Below are 13253 nucleotides of genomic sequence, written 5' to 3'. Positions count from 1 at the left end.
CTCCATGACTGCCCACGGCTATGACGGCGGACGATTGAACCTGCCATTCGTCGGTATTTCCACCTTTGCCAAAAGTCCCTACGTCGAAAACTGGGACGCGATCGACGCGGATGTAGCGGTTGTCGGTGCCCCGTTCGATTTTGGGACGCAATGGCGCCCCGGCGCCCGCTTCGGGCCGCGCAGCATCCGTGAGGCCTCCACCCTGTTTTCCTTCGGCCACGCGGGCGCCTACGATCACGAGGACGACGTCACATATCTGGAAGGCGTGAAGATCGTCGATATAGGCGACGCCGACATTGTTCATACCGATACGGTGAACAGCCACGCGAATATCGAGTTCGGCGTCCGCAAAATCCTTAAAGCCGGCGCCTTGCCTGTAGTGCTTGGCGGAGACCACTCCATCAACATCCCCTGCATCAATGCCTTCAGCGATCAGGAGCCGATCCATTTGGTGCAGATCGACGCGCATCTGGATTTCGTCGATGAGCGTCACGGCGTCCGCTTCGGACATGGCAGCCCCATGCGCCGCGCCTCGGAAAAACCGTGGGTCACCGGAATGACCCAGCTCGGTATCCGCAACGTCTCCTCCACCGCAAAGGAAGGATACGACTATGCCCGCTCCCAGGGCTCGGATATTCTCTCCGTGCGCCAGATCCGCAAACTCGGCGTGGACGCCGTAGTGGAGCGCATCCCCGCGGGCAAGCGCTATTATCTTTCGATCGATATCGATGGCTTCGACCCGTCCATCGCGCCAGGAACCGGGACCCCGAGCCATGGCGGCTTCATCTATTACGAGGTACTGGAACTGATTGCAGGTCTTGCGAAGCGTGGCGAGATCGTCGGCATTGATCTGGTCGAGGTCGCGCCTGATTACGATCACACCGGCTCCACCGCCATTCTGGCTGCGCAGATTCTGCTCAACACGATCGGACGCATCTTCATAGCTCGGAACGCATAAAAAACCGCGATCCGCCGGTACTGGATCCTTGGACACGCAGCGCGCAAGAAGGGCCGCCCTTGGGGCTTCCTGGAGTTCGATGGTCTCGTCAGACGTGAAGCCAAAAGCCCTCCACGGGGGAAGGGCTTTTGTTTGCATTGATTGTAGCTATGGTTGCGACGGTTTTAAAAGTCCAAAAACGCCAAACGCGCCTCGCTGCACCACGCAAAAATCAGATATCGACGACAAGCCCCTTTGCCTTCAGGACGGGCTCCAGATTGCTAACCTCGATAACGGATTTGCCCTGCTTGTAAGCTTCAATGAAGCCCGCTTCAGCATCTTCGCGAATTTGCGAAAGACGTGCCGATTCCTGAGCGTCAGCACGACGCACAACCACCAAACCGTCCGCATCGCCAACAATGATGTCGCCGGGATTGACGATCTCATCGCCAATGATGATCGTATCGTTTACTGCGGCAATCGTTTCCTTGACGGTACCCTTGATGCAGACGCTGAACGAGAACACAGGGAAGCCAAGGTCTCGAAGCTGCAAGGTGTCACGCACACCGGTATCCGTCACCAGACCACCGATCCCCTTTGCAAGGCAGGCATTTGCCAGCACGTCGCCAAAGGAACCAGCCTCTTCGTACTCACCAGCTGAAACCACGATGATGTCGCCGGGCTTGGCGTAATTAATGGCCAGCTGCAACATGATGTTGTCACGCGGCGCGCATTTGACGGTAAAAGCGGGACCACACAGTTTCATGCGGTAATCGACAGGCTTGATGCGGGAGGAAAGTGCGCCCCTGCGACCCTGTGCCTCGTGGATGGTTGCCGGCGAAAACTTCGAAAGGGCTTCGATGTCTGCCTTGCTTGGCCGTTCTGCTATATCTTTAATGTGGATCATAAAACCTCCCACGGTAAGGCTGGCGGCGGGAACGTCCCGCCACTCGCATTGAGTTTAATTGTCATGTGTCAATCGTTGCCGTGGCTTGAAGCCAGGCGGGATCAGGGGATCGGGTCGAATTTCAGCTCGGAGAGCGGGACGACCTTGTCCGTACGGGTCATTTTGTATTCGGTATTCGGGCCAAGCCACTTGTCCCAGATTTTGTTTATCTCGCCGGAGGCGTCGAGTGTGCGCAGCACTTCATTGATTTTCGCTGTGAGGGCAGGATTGTCCTTTGCCATGCCGACACCGATCGGCTGATAGAGCATCGGCTCCTCGATCATGCGCATCGGTTTGCCCTTGATCTTCGATTCATTGACGAACTTGGTGGTGGTCATGGTGTTGGCCACCATACCCCGCGCCTTGCCCTGCTGAACGGCAAGATAGGCAGAGGCAGTATCCTGGAAGGTCAGCGGCTCGGACTTGTTGAGCTTGATAGACATTTCAGAGGTCGAGCCCTTGGTGGAGGCGACACGCTGGCCTTCGTAATCCGACTTCTTCTTGCCGGCATCATCAACCGGCACGATGAGCATTTCCTTGGCGAGATAATAGGGATCGCTGAACTGAATCTGCTCGGCGCGGCTTTGTGTGTAGGCGAGATTGGCGACAGTGATATCGACGCGGCCAAGCTTGACTTCCGGCACACGGGCTTCCACCGACACCGGTTTGACTTCGGCCTTCACGCCCAGTTCCTTGGCGATCGCGTTGCAAAGATCAACGTCAAAACCGGCCATTTCACGGGTCTTCGGATCGGGTGCCGCGAATGGCACGACATCAGCAAAGGTTGCGCAACGAAGCACCTTGTTCGCCATGATCGTATCGAGTTGATCAGCCGCCGCTGGTGACGCGAGAGCGGTTCCAGCCAGTGCAACGGTAAGTGTCAGGCATTTCCAGTTCATGGTCAGTTCTCCTCTTATGATTGATTGGTATCAGTGGCGCAGATCGGAAAGGAACCGCTGCGCGCGCGGATGGCGTGGTGCTGTAAAAAACTCTTCCGGCGTCGCTTTTTCGAGAATTTCGCCGGCGTCGATGAACCAGATGCGGTCGGCAACTTCACGGGCAAAGCCCATTTCGTGGGTCACGCAAAGCATGGTCATGCCCTCTGCCGCGAGCCCCTTCATGACGGCCAGCACCTCTCCAACCATTTCCGGGTCGAGAGCGCTTGTCGGTTCATCGAACAACATGACGGGCGGCTCCATGGCCAGCGCACGCGCAATTGCCACGCGCTGCTGCTGACCACCGGACAATTGCCCCGGATAGGCCCCGGCCTTGTCGGAGAGGCCTACCCGATCCAGAAGCTTCAAAGCTTTCTGGCGGGCAACATCAGGTGCGACGCCTTTCACCCGGATCGGGGAAATCGTGACATTTTCGACAACGGACAGGTGCGGGAAGAGATTGAAATTCTGGAACACAAAACCAACTCTGCTGCGCAGAAGATTGAGTTCCTTTGTCTTGGTTGCCGCGTGAATATCCTGCCCATCGAGCGTGATGGATCCGCTGTTGATCTCTTCGAGACGATTGACGGTACGGATCAATGTGGATTTGCCGGAGCCGGAAGGGCCGCAGATGACGATAACCTCGCCCCGCGCGACTTCGGCGTCGACATTCTTCAAAACCTCGTAGTCGCCATAACTCTTGCAGACATTGGAAATGCGGATGGTCTGCTGTGTTGATGATGCCGTGTTTGTCATGGCTGCTCCGTTATGATTTTTGCCTGCGCCTGCAATGCCTGTTGCCGGCGACCGACCACACCGGCACGGCGTTTGGCGATACGCCGCTCGACGGCATTTGCGAGATACGTCAAGCTCCAGCAAATGGCGTAGTAGACAACCGCGAGGATGAGGAAGACCTGGAATGGTTGGGTCAGAAGCTGATTATTGACCTGACTTGCCGCAAAGGTGAGGTCGGGTACGTTGATGACGTAACCGAGCGTCGTATCCTTGATCGTGGCGACGAATGTCGAGATCATGCTGGGGATCATGTTGTAAAGCGCCTGCGGCAAGATGATGAAGCGCATTGCACCGAGATAGCTGTGGCCAAGCGCTCTCGCCGCATCCATCTGCCCCGCACCAAGAGCGACAATACCCGCTCTTACGACTTCGCTGAGAAATGCGCCCTGATAGATGACAAGCGTCGTCAACATGATGACGAAGCTCGGCACGTCTGCGCCGGTCCAGAGCGGAACGAGGAAATAACTCCAAAGGATGAGCATGAGCAAAGGCACGCCGCGCGTGACATAGACCAGCCCCGTTACCGGCCACCGCAGGAGCCGCCACTTGGACAGGCGCGCCATCGCCATAAGGATGCTGACAGGAAAGGCCAGTGCGATGGCAAGGGCAGACAGGATGATCGTGTTCGCAAGCCCTCCAAGCGGGCCGTTCGGATATTGCCCGATCAGCAGCAGCAACCAGTTGTCATGAACGATGGTAATCATGTCGCCGATCATCCGCGTGCCCTCCACGCCGGATCAAGGCGCATCGAAAGATACGCACCGGCACCCATGATCAACAGCGAGAAGAAGAGGTACAGAACGGTTCCGACAAGATAGATCTCGAAGGTCTGGAAGCTGAGATTTTCAATTTCCTTGATGGCATGCGTCAATTCGGAAGCGCCGATAATGAGGGCGAGGCTGCTGTTCTTGAACAGGGAGACACTGTGATTGATGAGCGGCGGCAGGGCATTGCGCACGCCTTGCGGCATGATGATGAAGCGCATCGCGGAGAGATAACCGTGGCCCAATGCCTTGGCCGCTTCCATCTGTCCCGGGCTGACGGAGCGCAGGCCTGAACGCAGATCCTCACTGAAATAGGCTGCCTGACAGAGACCAAGACCCACCACGGCAAAGATCGCTTCGGCATTGTGACCGATCAGCCAGTCCGTCAAACCTGAAGGCAGGAGCGTGAATATCCCGAAGTACCACAGCATCAATTGCACGAGTGTGGGCACATTGCGGTGGTAGGAAACATAGGCCGCCACGGCGCGATCAGCAAAACGCGACGATGAAAACCGCACGCATAACAGGACCAGCGCGAGCGTCATGGCGAGAGACCATGACCCGATAAAGATGACGAAGGTCATATGCAATCCGTGCCAAAGCATTGCAATATATTGCGGGTCGCTCAGGATTGCCGACAGGTCGAAACCGCTCACGGCTTTTGTTCCTTCGCTGCGTCAGCTTGCGCCACAGTCTGCGGTTTGGCCGTCTGAAGTCCGCCCATAACCTGCAATGTCGGGGTGATTTCCATATGGCCGATATTCATGGAAACTGGCGCGGCAACGGCAAAGGCTATCGCGTCGGCAATATCTTCCGCTTTCGGCAACTCGAAACCATCGATGAAGCGCTCGCGCACGCTCGGATCGTTGCCGTGAACGTGAGTGAAGATATCCGTCGCCACGCGGCCGGGGCAGATCTCCGTTACGCGGACGCGTCTGCCGAATGCATCCAGCCTCAACTGGTTCGAAAGCATGGCGACACCAGCTTTAACGGCATGATAGGTCGAGTTGCCGCCGAAATTATAGTTTCCGGCGATGGACGAGATATTGACGACATGCCCGCGATCACGCTCCACCATGCCCGGAACAATCAGCCGGCAGATGTGGAGAACGGCACGGAGATTCACATCGATCAAAAGGTCGATATCCTCCGCATCAGCCTGAAGGAACTTCTTCGGCCTGTCGACGCCGGCATTGTTCACGAGAATGTCGAACTGCACCTTGTTTGCAAGATCGGCAATTGCAGCGCGATCGGTAACGTCGATCGCGTGCGGTATGCATCCGGTGCGTTCGGCGAGTTCATTCAGGGCGCCGGCGCTGCGGGCAACCGCGTGGACTTCAATGTTTTCGCGGCAAAACCGCTCTACGACAGCGGCACCGATACCGGATGAAGCACCGGTGACCAAAGCGGTCTTGTAATCGGAGAATGGCATTCTGATCCCCTTTTTTGTTACCATCAACACTAGCGAAGCTTTCCCTGCTTGCCTAAGACCGATTATTTTTGGAGTAATAAGTAAGTTTTATGGAGACCCGCAAACAGGCAATTAGAGACGGAATTCCGGGATGTTCTTGTTCCAGTCAGGAGCTTTCCGCTCTGGCGCCCAGATTGCAAAACGCGTGCGAGCCTGTAAGCTGCGCCAAGCATGGATATAAGACGTCTCAAATCATTCATCGTCATCGTAGACAGTGGCAGCATCACGCGCGCCGCAGATATTCTGCATCTGGCGCAACCGGCACTCAGCCAGCAACTAGCCGCGCTTGAAGATCATTTCGGCCAGAAATTGCTCATCCGCAGCCAGCAGGGCGTGACGATGACGGATGCGGGACATGCCGTTTACCGCCATGCACAGATCATATTGCGCCAGATGGAACAGGCGCAGGTTGACGTATCGGCGGCGGGTAACTCAATTGCGGGACGCGTCTCTGTCGGTCTCGTCCCATTCAGCAGCGCTGCAACGCTTTCCGTGGAGCTGTTGGCGGAAACGCGCAAGCGACATCCGGGGATATTGATCCACCTGACGGAAAGTGTGGGACAAACCTATAGCCAGATGATCATGAATGGACGTCTGGAACTGGCCTTGATCCACGGCGTCGGACCAATCAAGGGCGTAAAATTCGAGCCCATGCTCAGCGAAGAATTTTATCTTGTCGCACATCGCGATTTCGCAATCGAAGCGGATTCAAAACCGGTGCCGATCGCCGCGCTTGATGGCATGCCCATGCTGATGCCACCCGCGTATAATTTTGTCAGGCGCGCTGTAGACACGGCATTTACCCGCAGCCGGATCAATCTGAAGGTCGTCGCGGAAGTGGAAATCGTCAGGACGCTTGCCCGCGCCGTTGCCAGTGGTCTCGGCGCAACCATCATGCCAAAAGCGATAGCCAACCGGATCGTCTCGGAAACGAGCGAACCACTTATTTGCCGGCTGCTGTCGCCACGGATCGAAGAAACACTGTCGCTCTGCATGTCCGACCAGAATTCGCTGTCTGAGCCGGCTTTTGCTGTCAAGGATATCCTGGTGGAACTGACGGAAAAATTGAAACTTTAGAGTATCCTTTGGCCCGGCAACCGAGCCAAAGGATCGTTTTCAGGATCAACGCATATCCTGGCAGAACTGCGCAATGCGGGCGCAACCTTCGCTCAACATCTCCATGCTCGTCGCATAGGAAATCCGAAAGTATGGGCTCATACCATAGGCGGCGCCCTGTACCGTTGCCACGTGATGCTCATCCACCAGCGCCATCACAAAATCCACATCGCCTTCGATTTTGCGTCCGCCTTTGGTGGTCCTGCCGATAAGCCCAGACATATTGGGATAGAGGTAAAAAGCGCCTTCCGGCTTATGGCAGCGCAAACCGTCAATCTCGCCGAGTTTGCTCAGAACAAAATCGCGACGGTCGCGATAGATAGCGGCGCGTTCTTTAAGAAGATCCTGGGGACCGTCCAGCGCTGCAATCGCTGCCGCCTGCGAAACAGTGGCAATGCCGCCGCCGTTCTGACCGTTTACATTGCTTATTGCGGCGATAAGTTCCTTCGAGCCGCTGGCGCAATAGCCCAGACGCCATCCCGTCATGGCGTAAGCCTTCGACACGCCGTTCATTGTCAGAACGCGGTCATAAAGCCGCGGCTCCACATCGGCAATTGTGCCGAATTCGAAGCCATCATAGACAAGATGCTCGTAAATATCGTCAGTCAGGATCCAGACATGGGGATGACGCAGCATAACCTCTGCGATTGCTTTCATCTCCGCACGGGAGCAGGCGGCGCCGGTGGGGTTGTTGGGAAAATTGAGAATGAGCCACTTCGTACGTGGCGTAATCGCAGCTTCCAAATCTTCGGCACGCAGTTTGAAACCGGTTTGTTCGACGCACGGCACAGCGACGGGAACACCCCCTGCGAATTTGACGATATCCGCATAGCTGACCCATGACGGGGTGGGAATAACGACCTCGTCGCCCGAATTGCAGGTTGCAAGCATGGCGTTGAAGATTACCTGTTTGCCGCCTGCGGAAACGATGATCTGGCTGGCATCGTATGTCAGATTATTGTCCCGCTTGAACTTTCTGGCAATCGCGGCTTTGAGCGCAGGCGTGCCATCCATCGGTGGATATTTCGTCTGCCCGCCAAGGGCTGCTTCGTGCGCGGCCTCGATTGCGTGAGCAGGCGTCGGGAAGTCCGGTTCACCTGAGGAGAGGCTGACCACCTTGACACCCTGCGCGGCGAGCTCTCTGGCGCGTTGGGTCATGGCGGCGGAAGCGGAGATGGAAACGTTTTTCAGGCGGTCTGATGTAGAGGGCATCTGCATGATCTTTCAGTAAGATTTAGAGAACGGGCCAACCAGAGGCCCATTAAGACGCGAGTTCTGCGGCAGGCGCGAGCGTTGCGCCGGAGGCGCTGATTTCACTACGCACGATACGCGCCAGCTCCAGCGAACCGGGCGTATCGCTGTGGACGAGGATGGAGCGAGCCGGCATTGTGATGATCGTGCCATCGATGGCTTCGACCGTGCTATTGGTCAGGAACCGGCGGACACGGGCGCGCACCGATGGTTCATCCTTGACCAGCGCGCCGGGAAGACCCCGCGCGACAAGGCTTCCCTTGGCGTCATAGGCGCGATCGGCCAAAAACAATGCCAGGGTCTTCAATCCAGCGCGTTTTGCCGCTCTCTCGATTTCGCTGTCCGGCGTTACGAACACCACAAGCTTCGGATCAACGGCAGAAATGGCATTCATCATCAAATCGGCAAGCGCCGGGTCGCGATTGACCATATTGCCCATGGCCGCATGAAAACTGAAGTGCCCGACTTCGACGCCTTCGCTTTTGGCAATCGCGATCAAGGCCCCGAGCTGATAGAGCATCTGCTGTCTCAACTCATCCGGCTGAAAGGGCATTTCGCGTCGGCCGAAGCCCGCCCTATCAGGCAATCCCGGATGCGCGCCAATGCCAACGCCATTTTCTTTGGCAAGGCGAACCATTCGCGCCATGGTATCTGGCTCGCCGCCATGAAAACCACAGGCAATATTAGCCGACGATATGATCTTCATCATCGCTTCGTCGTCACAGAGCCGGTAAGGACCGAAGCCTTCGCCCATGTCGGAGTTCAGATCAATCTTCATCGTTTCCTCCCTTTGCTCCCTGGTTGTCCGTCAACCCATCGCATTCAGCGCTCGCTTGACCATTTGTGAGGTCTGGCGAACATCATCGACGTATTTCGCAACTGCCCGCTCGGCCACACGCGCTTCCTCGTGATTGGACTTCACGAATTTGATCTTCCCACCCGCGCGTGCCTGTCCTAACCGCCACAGGTCGGCTTCGATCACGCCGGCAATCTTTGGATAACCGCCCGCCGTATTTGCATCGCTCATCTGGATGATCGGCTCGCCACCTGGCGGCACCTGTACAACGCCCGGCATCACACCGTGGGAACGCATTTCGATGGTTTCGGTCGGTTTTATAGGATCACCCGACAGCCGGTAACCGGTCCGGTCGCTGCGGGAGGATATGCGCCAGATCTGGCTCCAGAATTCCTCGCCATCATTGGCAAACAGCTTTTGTTCACCGGCCGGAATAGCACGTATCGGCAAAACGCCGTCCACTACAGGCGGGAAAATATCGCTTAAAGCCACGGAAGGCTCAACTACACCAAGCCCGTTTGATGGCAGTGGTAACAGATCGGCGGAAGCCCCTATTTCCAGCCTGTCACCTTTTGCAAGCGGTCGCCCATCGTGACCGCCGAAACTGCCGCGCAGTGCCGTGCTTCGAGATCCCATCAAAACCGGAACGTCCACCCCGCCCGTAACCGCGACATAGGCGCGGGCGAGTTTCGGCGGCTGCCTCAGTTCCAGTATCTGACCTTCCTTGCCGATATGAGCGCACCAGGAAAGCAGCTCTTTCCCGTCAAGCAACGGGCGCCCATCCGTCCCGGTAACGGCAAATGTTGCTGTTTTCGTAAAACGCAATCTGAATGGAAAAGTCTGGACCTCGATGACGGCAGCATCTGCGGCATTACCGGTCAGAATATTGCCGATCTTAAGCGACAGAGGATCCATGGCACCGCCAGCAGAAACTCCGATGTCACGGTAACCGGGGCGACCGAGGTCTTGCACGGTGTTGAAGGGGCCGGTTTCGATAATCTCGATCATAGCTCGATCCCTGTAGGTATGAAGCGTACCGTATCTCCGGGTGCCAAAAGAGCTGGCGCAGAAGAGGCGGGATCGAACATCTGCAAATCGGCGTAACCGATGGAATTCCACCCATTCGGTCCGGTCAACATCGCCACACCCGTCTGCATTCCACCGATCGTCACGCAACCCTTTTCCATCTTGATCGATGGCACGGTTTTTCGGGGCATATAGATGCGCGCATCAAGACCATGCAGATAGCCAAAGCCCGGCGCGCTCCCAAGCGCGAAGACGCGGTAGGTCGCCTCATGGTGAATCCGCACGACTTCGCGGTCGCTCAGCCCTGAAAAATCACAGATGGCTGGAAGGTCGGCAGCGTATTCGCCCCCATAATGTACCGGTATTTCAACTGTCTTCCCGACAATATCCAGACTGGCTGCTTTATCCCAGGCATCGAGCAACTGAGACACGATGGACTCTGGATCTTCAGGCGTTTCCTTAAAAATCGCCAGAAGGTTCGTCATGCCGGGAATGACTTCCGCAACACCTGCCCAGACTTTTACCGTTTGCGAAAGCGCCCAGATCCAGCGTTGTGCTGGCAGATCAAATTCGCCGGATGCTTCGAGCAAGAATGACCGGGAGCCTATGAACGAAACGCGCGCCTGGCCTTTGATGACGGGCTGGATTTCGTGACGAGGTGCTAGAGTGTTCGATGTCGCAATCATGATTGAAGCTCGATTTCGAACAGCGGATCACCAAAACCAACCAGAGCATCCTGCACGGCAAGCTGATTGACGAGCGAACCGTTACGACCCGCGACAACGGGGATGAGAATGTGGTCGATCCGGATAAATCCAATCACGTCATCTGCAGCAACCAAACGCGGAAGATTTTGCATTTTTGCAGGCAGAGCAGGCTTAGAAGAGCAGAAGAGACCGGCAATCGGCGCTTTTACCACCACTTTCGAAACAGCGGCCTTTGGTGAGCAAACAGTGCCAGCGACGGAAATTGCAGATCTTGCCGAGGCAGAAACAATAATGCGTACCTGACCCTCAGGCGTCGTGATTTCCACGCCGTCCACGCCTGCATCCGTCAGCATATCGGTCAAAGCTGTGAGTAAGACGGGGTCGCTAAAGTCGGGCCTGCTCATGCCGCGCTCCGTTCTTTTAGCCATTGTTCAAGATAGTGAATGTCTGTTTCGCCCTGCGCAAAAGCCTCGTCCTCAAACAGGGCGCGCAGGGGCGGAAGATTGGTCGAAATACCCTCCACCCGTGTACCCGCAAGCGCTTGGCGCATCCTAACCATGGCTTCAGCACGGGTCGGCGCATGTACGATCAACTTGGCGATCAAGGAATCATAATAGGGTGACACCCGGTAGCCGACATGGATATGGGTATCGACGCGAATCCCCTCTCCTTCCGGCAGCACAAGATCGGTCACGATGCCTGCCGAGGGGAGAAACTTATCAGGATCTTCGGCATTGATCCGGCATTCGAAAGAATGTCCGTCGCAGATAACATCTGCCTGCCGCAAGTCCAGAGGCTTACCCTGCGCCGCCTTGATCTGGGCCTGAACGATGTCGATGCCGCTCGTCATTTCCGTGACGGGATGTTCGACCTGCAAGCGCGTATTCATCTCGATGAAATAGAACTTGCCGTCTTCAAACAGGAATTCGAAAGTTCCCACCCCGCGATAGCCGATCTGCCGGCAAGCCTCGACGCAAGCCATACCAACCGGCTGGATCACATCGACCAAAATTCCAGGCGCTGGCGCTTCTTCGACCACTTTTTGATGACGACGTTGCATCGAACAGTCGCGGTGACCAAGCCAGACGGCATTGCCGTGCGTGTCGCACAAGACCTGTATCTCGATATGACGGGGATGCTGGAGAAACTTCTCCATGTAGAGGACAGCAGAGCCAAAAGCCTGCCTCGCCTCCTCCCTCGTCAAGGTAATGGCTTCATGAAGCAAGGCAGCTTCCTGCACCACCCGCATGCCACGCCCGCCACCACCGCCCGCAGCCTTGATGATGATTGGATAGCCGATCTCATTCGCGATACGCTCAACCGTTGCAGCATCCTCGGGAAGCGCTGTATCCGGTCCCGGTACACATGGCACACCGGCCGCAATCATTGCCCGTTTGGCAGCGATCTTGTCGCCCATCGTGGAGATCGACCTTGCGTCCGGACCGATGAATACGAGACCGGCATCTTCGACAGCCTGAGAAAAGGCGGCATTTTCGGACAGAAATCCATAACCGGGATGGATCGCACCCGCACCCGTCAGACGGGCAGCGATTAAGATAGCATTCTGATTGAGATAGCTCTTGGCAGCATTCGCCGGGCCAACACAAAGGAAGGTGTCAGCCGTTTGGCCATATGGAGCCTGCCTGTCCGCCTCAGAGCAGATGGCTACGGTCTTCAAGCCCAATTCGCGGCAGGCGCGCTGAATGCGTGCAGCAATTTCACCCCGGTTGGCAATCAGAACCGTGTCGAAACCCGGCATATCCGATGTGGTGTTGAGACCTTCCGTCACTACGCGATCTCCGCCAGCAAATCATTGGCCTCAACCTCGCCACCATCAACCTCCGTCAGATAGGTGATCCGGCCAGCGCGTGGCGCAACAATTTTATTGAAGACTTTCATGGCTTCGATGATGAAGAGGGCCTGCCCCTCCTCGACCACATCTCCAGCCTCGACAAATGAAGGTTGTCCAGGCGCGGAAGCGCGATGCAAAACGCCAAAAATCGGGGCATGAACGGAGGTGGCCGATGTGGTGGCGGGAAGGATCGACTCCGACCGATCGATCAGCGCGTCATCCTCGGCTTTGACCGGGACATTGCTGCCAGTCTCTGTTCGAGGTGCGGTTTTGAATATCCGCACAGTTACGCTTTTCTCTGTCACCATGAGTTCGGTGACGTTCGTTCGTCCGACAAAATCAATCAGCGTCTTTATCTTCGGCAGGTCCATAAGCGTACTCGGCATTGTCCAAAGCCACCCGGTAATCCCGCACGATCGGGGTCACTTTCGGCTGCCTTAGACCTAGCACGATAGGCTGTTTGATGGGGTCAGAAGAACTTTTGATGGAGGTGTTCAATGAATTGGGGCCGTGAGCCTGTTGAGTTCGCGAAGCTCGAGTGGGCGTAATGGATCGACCGCTGCACGCTATCAGAGCCCCACGTGGCTATACCGCCAGCAATTCATTTGCGGTATCCAAGGCTCTAAACGCAAAGTGCCCTCCGGGATGGGAGGGCTT

General features: G+C 56.4%; 15 protein-coding genes. 2 read left to right on the top strand and 13 right to left on the bottom strand.

Translation table 11 applies throughout. The features are described from left to right. Positions 1 to 4: 4 nt before the first annotated feature. Positions 5 to 958, top strand: a complete 954-nt coding sequence (gene speB, locus ACQZ63_RS22900) for an agmatinase (protein ID WP_111802066.1) — start codon at positions 5 to 7, stop codon at positions 956 to 958. 211 nt (positions 959 to 1169) lie between these two features. On the opposite strand, the gene ACQZ63_RS22895 is transcribed toward speB, so the two are convergent. The 6 genes from ACQZ63_RS22895 to ACQZ63_RS22870 form a co-directional block, all read right to left on the bottom strand. Beyond that, the gene (locus ACQZ63_RS22895) at positions 1170 to 1844 is read right to left on the bottom strand and encodes a 4-carboxy-4-hydroxy-2-oxoadipate aldolase/oxaloacetate decarboxylase (protein WP_003518022.1); all 675 of its coding nucleotides are present in this window, start codon (positions 1842 to 1844) and stop codon (positions 1170 to 1172) included. 101 nt (positions 1845 to 1945) lie between these two features. Beyond that, entirely contained in the window at positions 1946 to 2782 is an 837-nt protein-coding gene (locus ACQZ63_RS22890) for an ABC transporter substrate-binding protein (RefSeq protein WP_111802067.1), read from the bottom strand. 30 nt (positions 2783 to 2812) lie between these two features. Beyond that, the gene (locus ACQZ63_RS22885; protein ID WP_003518020.1) at positions 2813 to 3574 is read right to left on the bottom strand and encodes an amino acid ABC transporter ATP-binding protein; all 762 of its coding nucleotides are present in this window, start codon (positions 3572 to 3574) and stop codon (positions 2813 to 2815) included. Further along, on the bottom strand, positions 3571 to 4329 hold the full coding sequence (locus ACQZ63_RS22880) for an amino acid ABC transporter permease (RefSeq protein ID WP_003518019.1): 759 nt from the start codon (positions 4327 to 4329) through the stop codon (positions 3571 to 3573). The genes ACQZ63_RS22885 and ACQZ63_RS22880 overlap by 4 nt, the downstream gene beginning before the upstream one ends. Continuing rightward, positions 4326 to 5033 carry an amino acid ABC transporter permease gene (locus tag ACQZ63_RS22875; RefSeq protein ID WP_111802068.1) on the bottom strand — a complete coding sequence of 236 codons (708 nt, stop codon included), beginning with the start codon at positions 5031 to 5033 and terminating at the stop codon, positions 4326 to 4328. Before ACQZ63_RS22875 ends, ACQZ63_RS22880 begins: the two co-directional genes overlap by 4 nt. After that, entirely contained in the window at positions 5030 to 5809 is a 780-nt protein-coding gene (locus tag ACQZ63_RS22870) for an SDR family oxidoreductase (protein ID WP_003518017.1), read from the bottom strand. Before ACQZ63_RS22870 ends, ACQZ63_RS22875 begins: the two co-directional genes overlap by 4 nt. A gap of 210 nt (positions 5810 to 6019) precedes the next feature. Between ACQZ63_RS22870 and nac the strand changes: the two genes are divergently transcribed. Then, complete coding sequence (nac, locus tag ACQZ63_RS22865) at positions 6020 to 6925, top strand: nitrogen assimilation transcriptional regulator NAC (RefSeq protein ID WP_003518016.1); 906 nt, start codon at positions 6020 to 6022, stop codon at positions 6923 to 6925. 45 nt (positions 6926 to 6970) lie between these two features. On the opposite strand, the gene ACQZ63_RS22860 is transcribed toward nac, so the two are convergent. The 7 genes from ACQZ63_RS22860 to ACQZ63_RS22830 are packed head-to-tail and all read right to left on the bottom strand — an operon-like array spanning position 6971 to position 12967. Beyond that, complete coding sequence (locus ACQZ63_RS22860) at positions 6971 to 8176, bottom strand: pyridoxal phosphate-dependent aminotransferase (protein ID WP_111802079.1); 1206 nt, start codon at positions 8174 to 8176, stop codon at positions 6971 to 6973. Positions 8177 to 8225: 49 nt separating this feature from the next. Beyond that, positions 8226 to 8993, bottom strand: a complete 768-nt coding sequence (locus tag ACQZ63_RS22855) for a 5-oxoprolinase subunit PxpA (protein WP_111802069.1) — start codon at positions 8991 to 8993, stop codon at positions 8226 to 8228. A gap of 30 nt (positions 8994 to 9023) precedes the next feature. Then, complete coding sequence (locus ACQZ63_RS22850; RefSeq protein WP_111788737.1) at positions 9024 to 10019, bottom strand: 5-oxoprolinase subunit C family protein; 996 nt, start codon at positions 10017 to 10019, stop codon at positions 9024 to 9026. Further along, positions 10016 to 10723 carry a 5-oxoprolinase subunit PxpB gene (gene pxpB / locus ACQZ63_RS22845; protein ID WP_025595282.1) on the bottom strand — a complete coding sequence of 236 codons (708 nt, stop codon included), beginning with the start codon at positions 10721 to 10723 and terminating at the stop codon, positions 10016 to 10018. The genes ACQZ63_RS22850 and pxpB overlap by 4 nt, the downstream gene beginning before the upstream one ends. Beyond that, on the bottom strand, positions 10720 to 11148 hold the full coding sequence (locus ACQZ63_RS22840) for a hypothetical protein (protein ID WP_026330987.1): 429 nt from the start codon (positions 11146 to 11148) through the stop codon (positions 10720 to 10722). Before ACQZ63_RS22840 ends, pxpB begins: the two co-directional genes overlap by 4 nt. Further along, a complete protein-coding gene (locus ACQZ63_RS22835; protein WP_112182964.1) occupies positions 11145 to 12503 on the bottom strand; it encodes an acetyl-CoA carboxylase biotin carboxylase subunit in 1359 nt (452 codons plus the stop codon). Before ACQZ63_RS22835 ends, ACQZ63_RS22840 begins: the two co-directional genes overlap by 4 nt. Before the next feature lie 29 nt (positions 12504 to 12532). After that, positions 12533 to 12967, bottom strand: a complete 435-nt coding sequence (locus ACQZ63_RS22830; RefSeq protein ID WP_065658785.1) for an acetyl-CoA carboxylase biotin carboxyl carrier protein — start codon at positions 12965 to 12967, stop codon at positions 12533 to 12535. Between the last annotated feature and the right edge of the window lie 286 nt (positions 12968 to 13253).

Source organism: Agrobacterium sp. CG160-95 (assembly GCF_053521725.1).
Note: the sequence above shows the minus strand (reverse complement) of the source record. Positions and strands in the feature narration are given on the sequence as shown.

What these genes read in the sequence shown, in the direction of transcription:
- speB (WP_111802066.1), top strand. Translation starts at nt 5, where the DNA reads ATGACTGCCCACGGCTATGACGGCGGACGATTGAACCTGCCATTCGTC.
- ACQZ63_RS22895 (WP_003518022.1), bottom strand. Translation starts at nt 1,844, where the DNA reads ATGATCCACATTAAAGATATAGCAGAACGGCCAAGCAAGGCAGACATC.
- ACQZ63_RS22890 (WP_111802067.1), bottom strand. Translation starts at nt 2,782, where the DNA reads ATGAACTGGAAATGCCTGACACTTACCGTTGCACTGGCTGGAACCGCT.
- ACQZ63_RS22885 (WP_003518020.1), bottom strand. Translation starts at nt 3,574, where the DNA reads ATGACAAACACGGCATCATCAACACAGCAGACCATCCGCATTTCCAAT.
- ACQZ63_RS22880 (WP_003518019.1), bottom strand. Translation starts at nt 4,329, where the DNA reads ATGATCGGCGACATGATTACCATCGTTCATGACAACTGGTTGCTGCTG.
- ACQZ63_RS22870 (WP_003518017.1), bottom strand. Translation starts at nt 5,809, where the DNA reads ATGCCATTCTCCGATTACAAGACCGCTTTGGTCACCGGTGCTTCATCC.
- nac (WP_003518016.1), top strand. Translation starts at nt 6,020, where the DNA reads ATGGATATAAGACGTCTCAAATCATTCATCGTCATCGTAGACAGTGGC.
- ACQZ63_RS22860 (WP_111802079.1), bottom strand. Translation starts at nt 8,176, where the DNA reads ATGCCCTCTACATCAGACCGCCTGAAAAACGTTTCCATCTCCGCTTCC.
- ACQZ63_RS22855 (WP_111802069.1), bottom strand. Translation starts at nt 8,993, where the DNA reads ATGAAGATTGATCTGAACTCCGACATGGGCGAAGGCTTCGGTCCTTAC.
- ACQZ63_RS22850 (WP_111788737.1), bottom strand. Translation starts at nt 10,019, where the DNA reads ATGATCGAGATTATCGAAACCGGCCCCTTCAACACCGTGCAAGACCTC.
- pxpB (WP_025595282.1), bottom strand. Translation starts at nt 10,723, where the DNA reads ATGATTGCGACATCGAACACTCTAGCACCTCGTCACGAAATCCAGCCC.
- ACQZ63_RS22840 (WP_026330987.1), bottom strand. Translation starts at nt 11,148, where the DNA reads ATGAGCAGGCCCGACTTTAGCGACCCCGTCTTACTCACAGCTTTGACC.
- ACQZ63_RS22835 (WP_112182964.1), bottom strand. Translation starts at nt 12,503, where the DNA reads ATGCCGGGTTTCGACACGGTTCTGATTGCCAACCGGGGTGAAATTGCT.
- ACQZ63_RS22830 (WP_065658785.1), bottom strand. Translation starts at nt 12,967, where the DNA reads ATGGACCTGCCGAAGATAAAGACGCTGATTGATTTTGTCGGACGAACG.